The sequence below is a fragment of the Microbacterium sp. AG157 genome (assembly GCF_003385695.1).
Classification (GTDB): Bacteria; Actinomycetota; Actinomycetes; order Actinomycetales; family Microbacteriaceae; genus Microbacterium; species Microbacterium testaceum.
The window spans coordinates 348,315-364,887 of the sequence record NZ_QRDK01000001.1 but is presented as its reverse complement, the minus strand read 5'-3'; the positions used below and the strand labels follow the sequence as shown (position 1 = coordinate 364,887).

Sequence of the window (16,573 nt, the reverse complement as noted above, 5' to 3'; positions counted from 1 at the left end):
GCGCCGAGGGGGTCGGAACGCGTGCGAGGATTGCCCGGTGCCGCGCCGCGTGACCGCTGAACTCGACCTCGATCTCGGGGCCTCCGTCGACCTCATCTTCCAGATCACCGCCGCACAGGGAGCACCCCTCGCGAGCGAGAACCTGACGTTCTCGCAAGGCGATCGTCACTACGCGCCGACCGAGCTCGTCGATCAGGCCGGGAGCCGGCTCCACCGACTCACCGCCGATCAGGGGCAGCTCTCGGTGCGGTACGAGGCGCTCGTGACGGGCCCCGCACACGGTCCGCGAACGAGCGATCTCGAGACCATCGGGTACCTCCGGCCGAGCCGGTACTGCCAGTCCGACGAGGTCTTCGCCCAGGCGCGGCGTCAGTTCCGCGGTCTGTCGGGGCGCGAGCTCCTGGCCGCGGTGTCGAGCTTCGTGGCATCCACCGTCACCTACACGCCCGGGCTCAGCATGGGCACCGACAGCGCCGTGACGACCCTGTCGACCGGTCAGGGCGTGTGCCGTGACTACGCCCACGTCGTGATCGCCCTCCTGCGCGCGATGGACGTGCCGGCTCGCTACGCGGCGTGCTTCGCCCCGGGACTGGAGCCGATGGACTTCCACGCCGTCGCCGAGGCGTACCTCGACGGGGCCTGGTACGTCATCGACGCCACGCGCCTCGCCGACCGCCGCTCGCTCGTGCGGATCGCCACGGGACGCGACGCGGCAGATTGCGCCTTCCTCAGCTTCCACGGCGGCTATGTCGGTCTGGAGCGGATGCACGTGGATGCCGTGCTCGAAGACGCCCCCGCTGCGGAGCCCGACGACCACGAGGCCCTGGTGCAGATCGCCTGACGCGGGCTCCCCGGCGACGCGCTCTAGACTTGACGGGTTATGGATCCCGCAGCCCTCTCCGCCGCCCTGCTCGCCGTCATCGCCCCGCTCGCCGAGGCGCGACGAGAGGGATCCTCGGCCGGGATCACCGCCGCCGACCTTCCGCTCGAGCGGCCCAAGAACCGCGACCACGGCGATTGGGCATCGAACGCCGCCCTGAAGCTCTCCAAGGTCATCGGGGTCAACCCCCGTGAGTTCGCGGCAGAGATTGCCGCGGGCCTCGAATCCGTCGACGGCATCGCGAGCGTCGAGGTCGCCGGCCCCGGCTTCATCAACATCCGCCTCGACGCCGCGGCCGCCGGTGCGCTGGCCCGCATGATCGTCGAGCAGGGCGCCGCGTTCGGCGCGAACGACAGCCAGCGCGGGAACACGATCAATCTCGAGTTCGTCAGCGCCAACCCGACCGGTCCCCTGCACATCGGCCACACCCGCTGGGCGGCCCTGGGCGACGCGATCGCCCGCGTGCTGCTCGCGAGCGGCGCGACGCTGGTCCGCGAGTTCTACATCAACGACGCCGGTGCGCAGATGGAGCGCTTCGGCCGGTCGGTGGTCGCCGCGATCGCCGGTGAGCCGACACCCGAAGACGGCTACGGCGGCGCCTACATCGCCGCACTCGCGGAGCGCGTCCAGGCCGCCCGCACCGACATCCTCGAACTCGACCGCGCGGAGCAGATCTCGGTCGCCACCGAGCTCGCCTACGGCTTCCAGCTCGGCGAGATCCAGGCCTCGCTCGCGCGGTTCAACGTGCACTTCGACGTCTGGTTCTCGGAGCGCGACCTGCACGCCCGCATCGAGGGCCAGCCGAGCCTCGTCGACGAGGCCGTCGACCGCCTGCGCGAGCAGGGTCACGTCTTCGACGAGGACGACGCCGTGTGGGTGCGCACGACCGACTTCGGCGACGACAAGAACCGCGTCATCCGTCGTTCGAACGGCGAGTACACGTACTTCGCCGCAGACGCCGCCTACTACCTGAACAAGGGCGACCGCGGCTTCGCGCACAAGATCTACCTGCTCGGCGCCGACCACCACGGCTACGTCCATCGCCTCAAGGCCCTCGCGGGTGCTGCGGGCGACGACCCCGAGAAGGACATCGAGGTACTCATCGGCCAGCTCGTCTCGATCAACGGTGCGCGCCTGTCCAAGCGGGCGGGGAACATCGTCGAGCTCGACGACCTGCAGGCGTGGCTCGGAACCGACGCCCTGCGCTACTCGCTCGCGCGGTACCCGGCCGACTCGCCGCTGACGCTCGATCCCGAGATCCTGCAGAAGCGCACGAACGACAACCCGGTCTTCTACGTGCAGTACGCCCACGCGCGCACGCACAATGTCGCGCGCAACGCCGCGGACTCCGGCGTCGACCGCTCAGAGTTCGCCCCCGAGCTGCTCGACCACGAGACCGAGTCGGCGCTCCTGGGCGCACTGCAGGAGTACCCGCGCATCGTCGCGTACGCCGCCGAGGTGCGCGAGCCGCACCGCGTCGCACGCTACCTCGAAGAACTCGCGGGCCTGTACCACCGCTGGTACGACAACTGCCGCGTCATCCCGCTCGGCGACGCCCCCGTCGAGTCCGTGCACCGCACGCGCCTGTGGCTGAACGACGCCACCGGCCAGGTGCTGCGAAACGGCCTCGACCTGCTCGGCGTCAGCGCTCCGGAGCGGATGTAGACGATGACGGATGCCACGGCCCCCCGCCGCCGCACCGGTCGGTGGATCGCCGTCCTCGTGGTCGTCGTCGTCCTGCTCGCCGGGGCGATCGTGGCCGCGGAGTTCATCGCCCGCTCGGTCGTGACCAGCACCGTGCGCTCGCTCGTCGTGAAGAACGTCGGCCTGCCCGACGATCAGAACGTCGACGTGTCGGTGTCGGGTCTGGTCCTGCCGCAGCTGCTGGGCGGACGCCTCGACGAGGTCGCCGTGTCGTCGAACGACGTGACCCTCGGGCCGATCACCGGCGACGTCCGGGTCGATCTGCGCGGCGTCCCCGTCTCGGGTGACGCGGCGGCGGACGGCGGAGTGGCTTCGGTGCGTCTCGACCAGGATCAGCTCAAGGCGCTGCTCGCCGAGGTCCCCGACCTCCCGGCCAGCACCGTCACCGTCGCCGCGCCCGACGTGGAGCTGGAGACCTCTCTCTCGCTCTTCGGCATCGCGATCCCCGTCGGCGTCGGGGTCACCCCCGGTGCCGCATCGGGTGATCTGACGCTCACGCCGTCGTCGTTCCAGGTGGGCGGCAACGCGATCGACGCCGACACCCTGCGCGGCCAATTCGGCGGCGTGGCCGATTCCGTTCTGAAGACGACGAGCCTCTGCATCGCTGACCGTCTCCCGAAGGGGCTCACCCTGACGTCGGCCACCGTCCAGGGGCAGGACCTCGTCGCGACCTTCGACGTGGCCGGCGGCATCCTGAACGATCCCGCCCTGCAGAGCGACGGCACCTGCGGCTGACCGTCCCGCCCGACGAAGAGCATCGCCCCGGACGTCCGCGTGTGCGTTCATCCCGGTCGCGTGCCGCGAAGCCCCCGCCCCTTCGGAACCGAGACAGTAGGGGCGGTCGTGTGGGAAAGGGGCGGCATGCGTCGTGCCCTAGACTGCAAGGACTGCCCGCCGCGTGACTCTCCGCGCGGGTGGGAGCCGTGATCCGCGGCCGTCGCGTCGCCGCAAAACCCGATTGGTCCCCCTGTGTCCGCCTCGCACTCCGCGCTCGTGCCCGCCTGGCTCACCGCCCCGGCCGAAGCGAACGAGCTCGTCGCCTCCGTCTGGCCCGCCTCGGCCCACCGCGTCGACGACGGGTCGGTCGAAGTCGGCGGGGTCTCGGTCTTCGATCTCCGTGACCGTTTCGGAACGCCGCTCTACGTCCTCGACGAGGACGAGGTGCGCGCCCATGCCCGTCGTGCGCGCTCCGCTTTCGATGCCGCGGCCGCACGCCACGGCATCCGGGCCCGCGTGTACTACGCGGGCAAGGCCTTCCTGTCGGCCGAGGTCGTGCGCTGGGTCGTCGCCGAGGGTCTCTCCGTCGATGTCTGCACGCGCGGTGAGCTCGAGGTCGCGCTCGCCGCGGGCGCCGACCCCGCGCGCCTGGGCTTCCACGGCAACAACAAGAACGTGAGCGAGCTCGAGCGCGCCGTCGAGGTCGGCATCGGTTCGGTCGTGGTCGACAGCCCGATCGAGATCGAGCGCCTCGCGGCGATCGCCGAGCGGCGCGGAGCCGTGCAGCCGGTGCTCGTGCGGGTGCGCACGGGCGTGCACGCCGAAACACACGCCTTCCTGGCCACGGCGCACGAAGATCAGAAGTTCGGCTTCTCTATCGAGGACGCGGCCGAGGCCGTCGCCCGCATCCGCGAGCTGTCGAGCCTGCGGTTCGTGGGGCTGCACGCGCACATCGGCTCGCAGATCTTCGACTCCTCCGGTTTCCGCGAGTCGGCCGCGCGCCTGGTCGACCTGCACGCCGATCTGCTGGCCGGGGGAGAGATCCCCCTTCTCAACGTCGGCGGCGGCTTCGGCATCTCCTACACGTCGGTCGACGACCCGAAGCCCATCGAAGAGATCGCCGACGGGATCGTCGATGCCATCGCCGACGAGTGCGCGGTGCGCGGCATCCCCCTGCCCGACGTCGCCACCGAACCGGGCCGTGTGATCGTCGGGCAGGCCGGGATCACCCTGTACGAGGTCGGCACGGTCAAGACCGTGACCGCGGGGGAGGACCTCGATCGCACCTACGTCAGCGTCGACGGCGGCATGAGCGACAACGCCCGCCCCGCGCTGTACGGCGCCGACTTCTCGGCGCGCCTCGTCTCTCGCGCGAGTTCCGAGACTCCCGCCCTCTCGCGCGTCGTCGGACGTCACTGCGAGTCGGGCGACATCGTCGTGGATGCCGAGTACCTTCCCGCCGACGTGGCACCGGGCGATCTGCTCGCGGTGCCCGCCACCGGCGCGTACTGCTTCTCCCTCGCGAGCAACTACAACTACACGCCGCGCCCGCCGGTTGTCGCGGTGCGCGACGGACAGGCCCGTGTGATCGTGCGCGGAGAGAGCATCGACGACCTGCTCGCGCGCGACGCCGGGATCCCGGCATCCGATTCCCCCCTTCCCCGAGGTACGACCTCACCACCCCACGGAGACACCGAATGACCGACTACCGCACGCTCCGCGTGGCGCTCCTCGGCGCCGGCGCCGTCGGCTCGCAGGTCGCCGACCTGCTGCTCAAGCACGGCGACGAGCTCGCCGACCGCGCCGGAGCGAAGCTCGAACTCGCCGGCATCGCCGTGCGCAATCTCGACGCCAAGCGCGACGTCGATCTCCCTCAGGAGCTGTTCACCACCGACGCAGACACCCTGATCGTCGGAAGCGACATCGTCATCGAGCTGATGGGCGGCATCGAGCCCGCACGCACGCAGGTGCTGCACGCGATCGCCTCGGGCGCCGACGTCGTCACCGCCAACAAGGCGCTGCTGGCCACGCACGGCTCCGAGGTCTTCGAGGCCGCCGATCAGGTGGGTGCCGAGGTGTACTACGAGGCCGCCGCCGCCGGTGCCATCCCGATCATCCGCCCGCTGCGCGACTCGCTCGCCGGCGACCGGGTGGTACGCATCATGGGAATCGTCAACGGCACGACGAACTACATCCTCGATCGCATGGACACCGAGGGCGCCGACTTCGCCGACGTCCTCGCCCAGGCGCAGGCCCTCGGGTACGCCGAGGCCGATCCCACCGCCGACGTCGAGGGCTACGACGCCGCGCAGAAGGCCGCGATCCTCGCCAGCCTCGCGTTCCACACGACCGTCCCGCTGGATGCCGTCCACCGCGAGGGCATCACCTCGGTCGACGCCGCGATGATCGAGTCGGCGCGTCACGCCGGGTACGTGATCAAGCTGCTCGCGGTGTGCGAGCGTCTGGCCGCCGAGGACGGCGGTACCGAATCGATCTCCGTGCGCGTGTACCCGGCCCTCGTCGAACGCACCCATCCTCTCGCGAGTGTGCACGGTGCGAACAACGCCGTCTTCGTGCAGGCCGAGGCCGCGGGCGACCTGATGTTCTACGGTGCCGGCGCCGGTGGCGTGCAGACCGCCTCCGCGGTCCTCGGCGACGTCGTCTCGGCAGCGCGCCGCCACATCGCGGGTGGTGTGGGCGTCGGCGAGTCGACGCGCGCGAACCTCCCGGCCGTGCCGATCGGTCGCGTCATCACGCGTTACCAGATCACCCTCGAGGTCGACGATCAGCCGGGCGTCCTCGCGACGGTGGCCGGGATTCTCAGTGAGGGGCGCGTCTCGATCGCGACCGTCGAGCAGACGGTCATCGAGGCGACTCCGGATGCCGGAGACTCGGGCGCTGCGACAGGCTCATCGACCGGAGCGGGATCCGCCCGCCTGGTCATCGGAACACACAAGGCACGCGAGCAGGATTTGAGCGAGACCGTCGAGCGTCTCGCCGCGAGCGGCGTCGTCGAGCGCGTGGTCTCCGTGCTGCGTGTGGAAGGGAATTGACATGGCACACCTCTGGGGCGGAGTCCTCCGCGAATACGCCGACCGTCTGGGTGTCACCGACGCCTCCACTGTCGTCACCCTCGGCGAGGGCGGCACGCCGCTGCTTCCGGCGCCGGCGCTCTCGCGCCGCACCGGCGCCGACGTGTGGGTGAAGTACGAGGGGATGAATCCCACCGGGTCGTTCAAGGATCGCGGCATGACCGTGGCTCTCTCGCGTGCCGTCGAGCACGGCGCCAAGGCCGTCATCTGCGCCTCGACCGGCAACACCTCGGCCTCCGCCGCCGCGTACGCCGCGCACGCCGGCATCACCGCCGCGGTGCTCGTGCCCGAGGGCAAGATCGCCATGGGCAAGCTCAGCCAGGCCGTGGCCCACAACGGCCGGCTCATCCAGATCCGCGGCAACTTCGATGACTGCCTCGAGATCGCGCGCGAGCTCGCCGACCACTACCCGGTGCACCTGGTCAACTCGGTGAACCCCGACCGCATCGAGGGGCAGAAGACCGCCGCCTACGAGGTCGTCGAGGTTCTGGGCGACGCCCCCGACTTCCACTTCATCCCCGTCGGCAACGCCGGCAACTACACCGCCTACTCGCGCGGCTACCGCGAAGAGGCCGCCCGCGGTGTCTCCACCCGCGTGCCGCGCATGTTCGGCTTCCAGGCCGCCGGCTCCGCGCCCCTCGTGCGCGGCGAGGTCGTCAAGCAGCCCGAGACCATCGCGAGCGCGATCCGCATCGGCAACCCCGCGTCGTGGGAGCTGGCTCTCGAGGCGCGCGACGCCACCGACGGCTACTTCGGCGCGATCGACGACGCCGGCATCCTCGAGGCGCAGAAGATCCTCGCCGGCGAGGTGGGCATCTTCGTCGAGCCCGCCTCCGCGATCAGCGTCGCGGGTCTGCTCGAACGCGCCGAGGCCGGGGTCGTCCCCGCGGGCGCCAAGGTCGTCCTCACCGTCACGGGCCACGGGCTCAAGGACCCCCAGTGGGCCCTGCGTCGCGCCGACGGCACCGACGTCTCGCCCACTGTCGTCGACGCCGCCACCTCGGAGGTCGCCTCCGTGCTCGACCTGCAGCCGGTGACCGCGTGAGCTCAGGCCCCGGTCGTCGGGTCGCCGTCCGCGTTCCCGCCACCAGCGCGAACCTCGGGCCCGGCTTCGACACCCTCGGCCTCGCCCTGAGCGTCTACGACGAACTCGTCGTCGAGCAGCTCGACGGCGATCGCCTCGAGATCGAGGTCGAGGGCGAGGGGACGGTCGACGTCCCCCGCGACGCCTCGCACCTCGTGGTGCGCGCGATGGCGCACACCTACGCCTCGGTCGGTCGCTCCCTTCCGGGGCTCCGGCTGACGGCGCACAACGTGATCCCGCACGGGCGCGGCATGGGGTCGTCGGGGGCCGCGGTGGTCGCCGGCATCCTGGCCGCCAAGGGCCTGCTCGAGGGAGAGGCCGCCTTCAGCGACGTCGACCTGCTGCGCCTGGCCACCGAGATGGAGGGCCACCCCGACAATGTCGCACCGGGCCTCTTCGGCGGCCTCACCATCGCGTGGATGGATGCCGAGGGCCCCCAGCACAAGCAGCTCATCGTGCATCGTGGTGTGTCGCCGCTGGTCTTCGTGCCGAGCTTCACGATGTCGACCGCCGTCGCCCGGAGCCTGCAGCCGCTGCAGGTGCCGCGCGAGGATGCGGTGTTCAACGTCTCTCGCTCGGCTCTGCTGATCGCGGCGATGACGCAGAGCCCCGAGCTCTTGATGGCCGCCACCGAAGACAAGCTGCACCAGAACTATCGCGCCCAGGCCATGCCCGAGACCGATCGGCTCGTGCGGGCGCTGCGGGCCGAGGGCTTCGCCGCCGTCGTCTCCGGTGCCGGGCCCAGCGTGCTCGTGCTCGCCGACGGTCCGGGGCAGCGACTTGCCGCCGCAGATCTTATGGCATCCGTGGTCGACACCCCGTGGCAGGCGCTCATGCTCGCCGTCGACGTCAAGGGTGGTACAGTGAAAAACGCAGAGGGTTCCGCGTAACTTCGCGAATCTGAGCCTCTGCACCACCTGCGAAATCCGCAACACATCGCGAACCCGGTATCGGCTGCAGTCTCCCGAACCGCTGGTGTCCTTCGTCTGCGTTCTGCACGGCGAAGCGCGATCTGATCACGTTTCATTTTCTGAGGAGCACTCGTGGAGTCCATCTCCGAGACCCAGCCCGTCGACGCGCCCGAGGGTGCAGAGATCCCCACCGAAGAGCAGCCCACGGCTGCGGTGGAGGGCACCGATACCGAGCAGACCGACGCGCCCGAGGGCGAAGCCGCCCCCGAGGCCGAGGAGGCCCCGGTCGCCGCTGACGCCGCCCCCGAGGCGCTGTTCACCGACGACGCTCTCGCCGCCGAGGCCCCGGCCAAGACGGACGCGTCCGCCGCCGACGAGGCGCCCGCCGCCGAGGTCGCCGCGGAACCTGCCGTCGAGGAGGCAGCGCCGGTCGAGAAGCCCGCGCGCGCCCCGCGCAAGCGTGCCCCGCGCCGTGCCAAGAGCGCGACCGCCGAAGAGACGGCCGCCGCCGAGGCCGCCGCCGCCGAGGAGAAGGCCGCCGCCGTCGCCACCGAGGCGCCCGCCGTCGAGGCCGCGACCGACGAGTCCGCGACGACCCCCGTCACCACGGCCGCCGACGTGGCGGAGGACACCGACACCCCCGCGGCCGACGAGGTCGCTGTCGAGGCCCCCGCCGCCGACGCCGCGCCCGCTGACGCGGCACCCGCTGACGCCGCCCCCGCCGACGCCGCACCCGCCGACGCGGCACCCGCTGACGCGGCGCCCGCCGAGCAGGTCGACGCCGCGCCCGCCGATGCTTCCACCGAGCAGACCGACGAGACCCCGGCCCGCGGCCGTGGCCGCAGCCGCTCGCGAAACCGCAACCGCAACAAGGCCGACGCCGACAAGGCCGAGGCGCCGGCGCAGCCCGCCGCCGACGAGGCGGAAGCCCCGCAGCAGCAGGGCGGCCAGCGCGAGAACGCTCGCGACAACGGGTCGCAGAGCGGCCAGCGCGACGGCGGCCAGCGTGACAACGCCCAGAACGGCCAGCAGGCCCAGCAGCAGCAGGGCGGGGCGACCAACAGCCGCAACCGCCAGCGCAACAAGCGCCGCGGCCAGACCACCACTGGCGACGAGTTCGAGACCGAGATCGGCGAGGACGACGTGCTCGTCCCCATCGCCGGCGTCCTCGACGTGCTCGACAACTACGCGTTCGTGCGCACCACCGGTTACCTGCCCGGCCCGAGCGACGTCTACGTCTCGCTCGGTCAGGTCAAGAAGTACAATCTCCGCAAGGGCGACGCCGTCGTCGGCGCCATCAAGCAGCCCCGCGAGGGCGAGCAGCAGGGCCGTCAGAAGTACAACGCCCTCGTGCAGGTCGACTCGATCAACGGCCTGTCGGTCGACGACGCCGCCGCGCGCGTCGAGTTCAACAACCTCACGCCCCTCTATCCGCAGGAGCGCCTGCGCCTGGAGACCGGCCCCGAGAAGCTCACGCAGCGCATCATCGATCTGGTCGCTCCCGTCGGCAAGGGTCAGCGCGGCCTGATCGTCGCGCCCCCGAAGGCCGGCAAGACGATCGTTCTGCAGCAGATCGCCAACGCGATCGCCACGAACAACCCCGAGGTCCACCTCATGGTCGTGCTCGTCGACGAGCGCCCCGAAGAGGTCACCGACATGCAGCGCACGGTCCGGGGCGAGGTCATCGCCTCGACGTTCGACCGCCCGGCCGAAGACCACACCACGGTCGCCGAACTGGCCATCGAGCGCGCCAAGCGTCTGGTCGAGCTCGGCCGCGACGTCGTCGTGCTGCTCGACTCGATCACCCGCCTCGGCCGCGCGTACAACCTCGCCGCCCCCACCTCGGGGCGCGTGCTGAGCGGCGGCGTCGACGCCTCGGCGCTGTACCCGCCCAAGCGCTTCTTCGGCGCCGCGCGCAACATCGAGAACGGTGGATCGCTCACCATCCTCGCCACGGCCCTGGTGGAGACCGGCTCCAAGATGGACGACGTCATCTTCGAAGAGTTCAAGGGCACTGGCAACAGCGAGCTGCGCCTGAACCGCCAGCTCGCCGACAAGCGCATCTTCCCGGCCGTCGACGTCAACGCGTCGAGCACCCGCCGTGAAGAGATGCTGCTGTCGAACGACGAGGTCAAGATCACCTGGAAGCTCCGTCGCGCGCTGGCCGGCCTCGAGCCCCAGCAGGCCCTCGAGGTCGTGCTCGGCAAGCTCAAGGAGACCCAGTCCAACGTCGAGTTCCTCGTGCAGATGCAGAAGTCGATCCCGGCGCCCGCGCGCGGCGGTGACGACAACAGCATCCGCTGATCGGGGCGGGAGGCGCGATGTCGGAGCCCGCGATGTTCGAGTCGGTCCGCGGACTGCTCGAGGAGCACAAGGCCGTCCAGGAAGAGCTCTCCGACCCGGCCGTGCATGCGGACGCCGCGCGCGCCAAGCGCGTCAACCGGCGGTACGCCGAGCTCTCGCGAATCGTCACGGCACACGAGGCCTGGGTCGCGGCATCCGACGACCTCGAGGCCGCTCGCGAACTCGCGCGAGAGGACGACGCGTTCGCCGACGAGGTGCCAGGGCTCGAAGAGCGGGTCGCCGAGACGCAGGAGCGTCTGCGGCGTCTGCTCATCCCGCGCGACCCCGACGACGCCCGCGACGTCATCATGGAGATCAAGGGCGGCGAGGGGGGAGCCGAGAGCGCCCTCTTCGCGGCCGACCTGCTGCGGATGTACCTGCAGTACGCGGCGTCCATGGGCTGGAAGACCGAGCTCCTCGAGCGCACCGAGTCCGACCTGGGCGGCTACAAAGACGTGCAGGTCGCGATCAAGGGATCGTCGAGCGACCCCGCGCAGGGCGTCTGGGCCCACCTGAAGTACGAGGGTGGTGTGCACCGCGTGCAGCGCGTCCCGGCGACCGAGTCGCAGGGGCGCATCCATACTTCGACCACGGGTGTGCTGGTCTTCCCGGAGGTCGACGAGCCCGAAGAGGTCGCGATCGACCCCAACGATCTCAAGATCGACGTGTTCCGCTCGTCGGGTCCCGGCGGACAGTCCGTCAACACGACCGACTCGGCCGTTCGCATCACCCACGTGCCCACGGGCATCGTCGTGTCGATGCAGAACGAGAAGTCGCAGCTGCAGAACCGCGAGGCGGGCATGCGCGTGCTGCGCGCCCGCCTTCTCGCCAAGCAGCAGGAGGAGCGCGACGCGGTCGCCGCCGACGCGCGCAAGTCGCAGATCCGCGGCATGGACCGCTCCGAGCGCATCCGCACATACAACTTCCCCGAGAACCGCATCGCGGACCACCGCACCGGTTACAAGGCGTACAACCTCGACCAGGTCATGGACGGCGCCCTCGGCCCGATCATCGAGTCGGCCATCACGGCCGACGAGGAAGCGCGCCTCGCGGCCCTCGCCGACTCCTAAGCTCGGGTGGTGCTCACCGCCGCCCAGATCGTCACCTTCGACGACACTCCGCCCCCGCCCGGGCTCTCACCGTGGGTCGGCTCGCCCGAGCAGGCGCGGCACATCGAGATCGTGGAACCGGATGCCGACTGGCCGGGGGTCTTCGACACGCTCCGCGCGGGCATCGTCGAGGCGCTCGGCGAGCGTGCGCTGCGGATCGAGCATGTGGGTTCGACGTCGGTGCCGGGGCTGGCCGCCAAACCCGTCATCGACATCGACCTGATGGTCGCCGACACCGACGACGAAGACGCCTACGTGCCCGCCCTCGAGTCGCTCGGGTTCGTGCTCCGCGTGCGCGAGCCGTGGTGGCTCGGGCACCGCTGCCTGGTCTCGGGCGAGCCGGCCGCCAACCTGCACGTGTGGCCGCCCGACAGCCCCGAGGCGGCGCGGCACCGCATCTTCCGCGACTGGCTTCGCACAGACGCGGCCGATCGGGAGCGGTACGCCGCGGTCAAGCGCGAGGTCGCGGCCGACGGCTTGATGAGCGAGTACAACGCCCGCAAAGAGGGCGTGATCCGTGAGATCTACGCACGAGCATTCGTGGCCGCGGGACTTGTGCCCTGACGTCCGCGGTGCCGGCGTGCGACCGTCCGTCCACGACGGTGCGGGATCTCCGGCCCGGACGCAGTACGGGACGCCCCGGCGGTCGGCGACGTGCCGGATCTCCCGCGCGCCATCGCTGAGTGGTCAGGAGCCCCATACGGGCGGGTGGGGGAGCGGACCGCGACGGCTTTCGAGCTGCGCGGCGAGCGACAGCAGGACCGCCTCGCCCCCGGGACGCCCGACCAGCTGGACCGAGACAGGGTGGCCGGTGCCGTCGGCGACGACCGGGAGCGTGATCGCGGGGAGCCCCGCGACGTTGACGAAGCTCGAGTACGGCGCGTATTCGACCTGCATCGCGAACGTGCGCTCGGGGCTGTGCCCCGCGTACGCGCCCACCGGTTGCGGAGCCTGAGCGAGAGCGGGCATGAGGACGGCGTCGAAGGCGGCGAAATCCGCGATCGTCCGCCGCTCGAACGCCCGTGCGGCGGCGAGCCCGTCGAGCAGGTCGAGAGCGTCGAGCCGGCGTCCCTCTTGCACGAGCCACGCGGTCAGCGGTTCCACGAGGTCCATGTCGGCTTCGCCGAGAGGAATCCGCGCCGCGCTCGCCCGCCAGAGCACATGGAACAGCGACGCGTATCCGACCGGATGCCAGTCGGCATCCGTCACCGCGTGACCCGCGTCGGCGAGCCAGGCGGCGGCGGTGTCGAAGGCGTGCCGGGCGTCGACGTCGAGGCGGATGTCTTCGTCGTCGTCCCACGGAGAGACGGTGGTGGCACCGATGCGGAGGTCGACCTGCTCGCGACGCGCGGCTGCGACGAACGGCCCGGTTCCCGAGGCGGCCGTGGCGTAGCGGAACGGGGCGAGACCGACGAGCGCGTCGAGCAGCAGCCCGGCGTCCTCGGCCGAGCGCGCGATCGGCCCCGTCACGGACAGGCCGTCGGGGGAGTCGAAGCCGGAACCGAGGGGCAGTCGCCCGCGCGAGGGCTTCAGCCCGACGACGCCGACGGTCGAGGACGGGATGCGGATGGACCCGCCACCGTCCGACCCCACGGCCGCGGGCAGAAGGCCTGCCGCAACAGCGACCGCGGCACCCCCGCTCGACCCGCCCGCTCCCGAGGACGGGCGCCAGGGATCGCGGGTCGGGGCGTGGATGAGCGGCTCGGTGAAGCCGGTCAGACCGAATTCCGATGTGCTCGTCTTGCCGAGGTTGATGGCCCCGGCGGCGTCGAGGGCGTCGGCGAGAGGGTCGGATGCCACGGGCACGTGGCTCACGCGTGCCCTCGACCCGTAGCGGGTGGCGACGCCGGCGCGCGCCACGAGATCCTTATCGGCCAGCGGGACGCCCCAGAGGGCGCCGTGCGGGGTGCCGGCGCCGAGTGCGTCGGCGCGGTGGAGGGCGGCGTCCGGGGTCGTCTCGACGAAGGCGCCCAGGTCGGAGAACCGGGCGATGCGGTCGAGATAATGTGCGGTCAGCTCGCGCGGACTCACCGTCCCGCTCGTCAGCTCCGCGAGCTGCGCGACCAACGTCAGATCGTGCAGGCGCGTCATGCCACGAGCCTACGGTGTCGGGACCGTGCGACATCCGGCCGGCGGTCTGCGCGTCCGCAGCCCCGTCGCAACACGCCAGTGACGGTGCTCGGCGATGTCGCGACCGGATCTCAGCCGGCGCGCTCCCACGCGGCCACGTCCGCGTCGAGTTGCGCGAGCACCTCGCGCGGAGAGTGACCGAGATGGTGGCGGAACGCACGATGCAGGTGCGAGAGATCGCTGAATCCCCACTTCGCGGCCAGATGCGTCATCGTCGCCCGACCGCGCTCGGCCCGCAGGTCCTCGGCGCACGCGAGGACACGCGTGCGCATCACCGTCTGTCCGTAGGTCAGGGGCGCGCTTTCGTACAGTTGGTGGAGCTTGCGCACCGAGATGGCGAAGTGGCGGGCCATCGCGGCGGGGGAGGTGTCGGCGAACCGGACGTGCCGTTCGAGATGGTGCTCGATGCTCCGGCGCAGCACCTCGTCACCGCCTGCCTCCTCGCGGAGGGCGTCGGTTCGCGTCGAGGGGGAGAGCGCGCGACTGAGGGACGCCACGGCTGCTCCCACAGCATCCGCTTCGCTGTCGCTCATTTGCGACGCCTGTGACCACGACGAGCGCAGGGTGTCGGCGAGGACGGCACCGAGCCCTGTGCCCGTCGAGAACGTGCGGGCCGTGGCCTCGGCCCGCAGGCTCTCGGGTACGTCGCGTACGGGAACGCGGAACGACACGGTGCGCCACGGGTCGAGGTAGTCCAGAGTGAACGAGCGGGTGGCATCCACGATCGTGAACGTCCCGGGGCCCCCTCTCCGAAGAGCAGCTCGGTCTCCGCCTGCAGGCGCGCGAGTTCGCCGAGACCGTCCTCAGCCAGGTCCCCGACCTCATCGCGCCGATCCCCGACCCTCTCGACCGGTTCCGCGCCCTGAAGCCCTTCTATCAGCAGATGGTGGATGCCGGTTTCGTCAAGGCCCTCATCCCCGTCGAGAACGGCGGGCACAAGTTCAGCAACCTGCAGTTCGCGCTCGCCTGCGAGGAGCTCGCGCGCGTCGAGATCAACACTCCGACCATCGTCCTCGGTACGGGTCTCGGCACGTTCCCCATCATCACGGCGGGCACACCCGAGCAGAAGGAGCGCTTCCTCGCGCCGTTCGTCGACGGCAGCCCGGCTCTCGCGGCCATCGCTTTCACCGAGGCCGCCGGGGGCGCCAACTTCGACCACCCCGATCCCCGTTACGGGGTGCAGACCTTCGCCGTCCGCGACGGGGACGAATGGGTCATCAACGGCCGCAAGGCCTACACGACCAACGCCTCCGGCTGGGACGACGAGGGCGCCGATATCATCAGCGTCGTCTGCCGCATCGACGAGACGAAGCCGCCGGCCGAGTCGCTCGCGATCATCGTGGTCGAGAAGGGCACGCCCGGAGTGACGTTCTCGGGCATCATCGACACGATCGGCCACCTCGCCACCAACTCCCCGTACGTGGACTTCGTCGACGCACGCGTGCCGGTCGAGAACCTCATCGGTGCCCCCGGCGACGGGCTCGCGCTGACGAAGGGCTCGTTCTCGTGGACGTGCTCGAGTATCGCCGCGGCCGCCGTCGGAAAGATGCGCCGCGCGTTCGAGATCGCGTTCGATTTCGTCTCGACCGAGAAGCGCTCCGGCAGCGTGCCGGTCATCGACCACCAGAACGCCGGCTACATGCTCGCCGACATCAAGACCCGTATCGAGGTGGGCCGGTACTTCGCCTGGAAGGCCGCGGACCACTTCGACAAGACCGGGGGCCTCGACCGCGAGCTGTCGAACATGTCGAAGATCTACAATTCCGAGCTGTCGGTGCAGACCGTCTACGACGCGATGCGCCTCGTGGGCGTGGACTCGTACGGCGACCGCGCTCCACTCGGCGACATCATGCTGGATGTGCTCTGCCTACCCATCTACGACGGGGGCAATATGGGCGTGCGTCGCCGGCATCTGCACGAGATGCTGCGTACCCCCGGGTACGACCCCCTGGCCGCGGCGGAGAACCGCCTGTCGGTCTGATCGAGCCGCTTCTGTGCGGGCCCGCGGCGATGGCGGGTCCGCACAGGAGTGTTCAGATCCAGTACTCGGGCGTCGTCAGCACCGCTCGGGTGTCTTCGCCGGCGCGGCGCTGACGCGCAGTGGCGGGAACGCCCACGAGCACGCTGTCGGCCGGTGCGTCCCGCGTGACGACGGCGTTCGCCCCCACGACGGAGCGAGCCCCGAGAGTGATCGGCCCGAGGATCTTCGCCCCCGCGCCGACCGCGACCCCGTCGTGCAGGGTGGGGTGGCGCTTCCCGCCCTCGCGCTGACGACCGCCGAGGGTGACGCCGTGATACAGCATGACGTCGTCGCCGACCTCGGCGGTCTCGCCGATCACGACGCCCATTCCGTGGTCGATGAAGAAGCGGCGTCCGATCGTGGCACCGGGGTGGATCTCGACCCCGGTGAGCCACCGCGTCACCTGCGACAGGGCGCGCGCGGGGAAGCGCAGGCCGCGCCGCCAGAGGCGGTTCGCGATCCGGTACGACCAGACGGCGTGCAGGCCCGGATAGAGCAGGGCGATCTCGAGACCGCCGCGCGCCGCGGGGTCGCGGAGTTTGGCGGCCGAGATGTCGTCGCGCAGGTGGGAGAGGACCCCCAC

General features: G+C 70.9%; 14 protein-coding genes and 2 pseudogenes. 12 read left to right on the top strand and 4 right to left on the bottom strand.

The window, feature by feature from the left end; all coding sequences use genetic code 11:
- The first annotated feature begins 37 nt into the window (after nucleotides 1-37).
- The 10 genes from DEU35_RS01770 (at nucleotide 38) to DEU35_RS01725 (ending at nucleotide 12,404) form a co-directional block, all read left to right on the top strand.
- Nucleotides 38-841, top strand: a complete 804-nt coding sequence (locus DEU35_RS01770) for a transglutaminase family protein (RefSeq protein WP_116238444.1) — start codon at nucleotides 38-40, stop codon at nucleotides 839-841.
- A 39-nt stretch (nucleotides 842-880) separates the two neighbouring features.
- Nucleotides 881-2,545, top strand: a complete 1,665-nt coding sequence (gene argS, locus DEU35_RS01765; protein WP_116238443.1) for an arginine--tRNA ligase — start codon at nucleotides 881-883, stop codon at nucleotides 2,543-2,545.
- 3 nt (nucleotides 2,546-2,548) lie between these two features.
- The gene (locus DEU35_RS01760) at nucleotides 2,549-3,319 is read left to right on the top strand and encodes a DUF2993 domain-containing protein (RefSeq protein ID WP_116238442.1); all 771 of its coding nucleotides are present in this window, start codon (nucleotides 2,549-2,551) and stop codon (nucleotides 3,317-3,319) included.
- A gap of 234 nt (nucleotides 3,320-3,553) precedes the next feature.
- Complete coding sequence (gene lysA / locus DEU35_RS01755) at nucleotides 3,554-5,002, top strand: diaminopimelate decarboxylase (protein WP_181904535.1); 1,449 nt, start codon at nucleotides 3,554-3,556, stop codon at nucleotides 5,000-5,002.
- A complete protein-coding gene (locus DEU35_RS01750; RefSeq protein WP_116238440.1) occupies nucleotides 4,999-6,354 on the top strand; it encodes a homoserine dehydrogenase in 1,356 nt (451 codons plus the stop codon). Before lysA ends, DEU35_RS01750 begins: the two co-directional genes overlap by 4 nt.
- A gap of 1 nt (nucleotide 6,355) precedes the next feature.
- Nucleotides 6,356-7,438 (top strand): threonine synthase, encoded by a 1,083-nt coding sequence (thrC, locus tag DEU35_RS01745; protein ID WP_103210227.1) that lies wholly within the window; start codon nucleotides 6,356-6,358, stop codon nucleotides 7,436-7,438.
- The gene (gene thrB, locus DEU35_RS01740; RefSeq protein ID WP_116238439.1) at nucleotides 7,435-8,367 is read left to right on the top strand and encodes a homoserine kinase; all 933 of its coding nucleotides are present in this window, start codon (nucleotides 7,435-7,437) and stop codon (nucleotides 8,365-8,367) included. The genes thrC and thrB overlap by 4 nt, the downstream gene beginning before the upstream one ends.
- A 153-nt stretch (nucleotides 8,368-8,520) precedes the next feature.
- The gene (gene rho, locus DEU35_RS01735; protein ID WP_258873302.1) at nucleotides 8,521-10,692 is read left to right on the top strand and encodes a transcription termination factor Rho; all 2,172 of its coding nucleotides are present in this window, start codon (nucleotides 8,521-8,523) and stop codon (nucleotides 10,690-10,692) included.
- 32 nt (nucleotides 10,693-10,724) lie between these two features.
- On the top strand, nucleotides 10,725-11,801 hold the full coding sequence (prfA, locus tag DEU35_RS01730) for a peptide chain release factor 1 (RefSeq protein WP_116238876.1): 1,077 nt from the start codon (nucleotides 10,725-10,727) through the stop codon (nucleotides 11,799-11,801).
- 9 nt (nucleotides 11,802-11,810) lie between these two features.
- Nucleotides 11,811-12,404, top strand: coding sequence for a GrpB family protein (locus DEU35_RS01725; RefSeq protein WP_116238875.1), 594 nt, complete (start codon nucleotides 11,811-11,813; stop codon nucleotides 12,402-12,404).
- Nucleotides 12,405-12,527: 123 nt separating this feature from the next.
- On the opposite strand, the gene DEU35_RS01720 is transcribed toward DEU35_RS01725, so the two are convergent.
- The 3 genes and pseudogenes from DEU35_RS01720 to DEU35_RS17370 form a co-directional block, all read right to left on the bottom strand.
- On the bottom strand, nucleotides 12,528-13,931 hold the full coding sequence (locus tag DEU35_RS01720; RefSeq protein ID WP_116238438.1) for an amidase: 1,404 nt from the start codon (nucleotides 13,929-13,931) through the stop codon (nucleotides 12,528-12,530).
- A gap of 110 nt (nucleotides 13,932-14,041) precedes the next feature.
- Nucleotides 14,042-14,323, bottom strand: coding sequence for a helix-turn-helix domain-containing protein (locus DEU35_RS17375; RefSeq protein ID WP_258873355.1), 282 nt, complete (start codon nucleotides 14,321-14,323; stop codon nucleotides 14,042-14,044).
- 138 nt (nucleotides 14,324-14,461) lie between these two features.
- Nucleotides 14,462-14,701, bottom strand: a pseudogene (locus DEU35_RS17370) (hypothetical protein); the annotation flags it as partial.
- A gap of 29 nt (nucleotides 14,702-14,730) precedes the next feature.
- Between DEU35_RS17370 and DEU35_RS17365 the strand changes: the two are divergent.
- Both DEU35_RS17365 and DEU35_RS17360 read left to right on the top strand, forming a co-directional pair.
- Nucleotides 14,731-15,387: pseudogene (locus tag DEU35_RS17365) on the top strand (acyl-CoA dehydrogenase family protein); the annotation flags it as partial.
- Nucleotides 15,388-15,390: 3 nt separating this feature from the next.
- Nucleotides 15,391-15,951 carry an acyl-CoA dehydrogenase family protein gene (locus DEU35_RS17360; RefSeq protein WP_258873354.1) on the top strand — a complete coding sequence of 187 codons (561 nt, stop codon included), beginning with the start codon at nucleotides 15,391-15,393 and terminating at the stop codon, nucleotides 15,949-15,951.
- A gap of 52 nt (nucleotides 15,952-16,003) precedes the next feature.
- Here the strand turns inward: DEU35_RS17360 and epsC are convergent, their stop codons facing one another.
- Nucleotides 16,004-16,573: a serine O-acetyltransferase EpsC gene (epsC, locus tag DEU35_RS01705; protein ID WP_116238435.1), complete on the bottom strand. Its 570-nt coding sequence runs from the start codon at nucleotides 16,571-16,573 to the stop codon at nucleotides 16,004-16,006.